The 396-nt window shown below is 55.8% G+C and carries 1 protein-coding gene; it reads right to left on the bottom strand.

Features of this window, described 5'->3' with window-relative positions; genetic code table 11:
* Window positions 1-396: PCRF domain-containing protein (locus V2J85_RS40980; protein WP_336708944.1), on the bottom strand; the 396-nt coding region annotated here is incomplete at both ends.

Genomic DNA, 396 nt, shown 5'->3' with positions numbered 1-396 from the left:
ACGCAGCAAACCATAAGCGTATTCGCCTTCCACTCGGATGGTGGCGCGGTTGATGCCTGCGATTTCGCCGTCGTCTTCCTCAAGGATTTCGATTTTGAAGCCTTTGCGCTCGGCATAGCGGCTGTACATACGGAACAGCATCCCCGCCCAGTCTTCCGCTTCGGTACCGCCCGCGCCGGCGGTGATGTCGATAAAGCAGTTGTTCGGGTCGGCGGGCTGGTTGAACATCCGTTTGAACTCCAAATCCGCCATCTGTTTTTCCAGCCCCGCCACGTCTTCCTTCACGGCGGCAAAACCTTCTTCGTCGTTTTCTTCGACGGCCATTTCAATCAGCATACGGTTGTCTTCGATACCCGAAGCGATGTTGTCGAGCGTCAGCACGATGCCTTCAAGGAT

Origin of the sequence: Streptomyces bugieae, assembly GCF_036352915.1 — a bacterium.
Taxonomy (GTDB): Bacteria; Actinomycetota; Actinomycetes; order Streptomycetales; family Streptomycetaceae; genus Streptomyces; species Streptomyces endophytica.
This window is presented reverse-complemented; position numbering and strand designations above follow the sequence as displayed.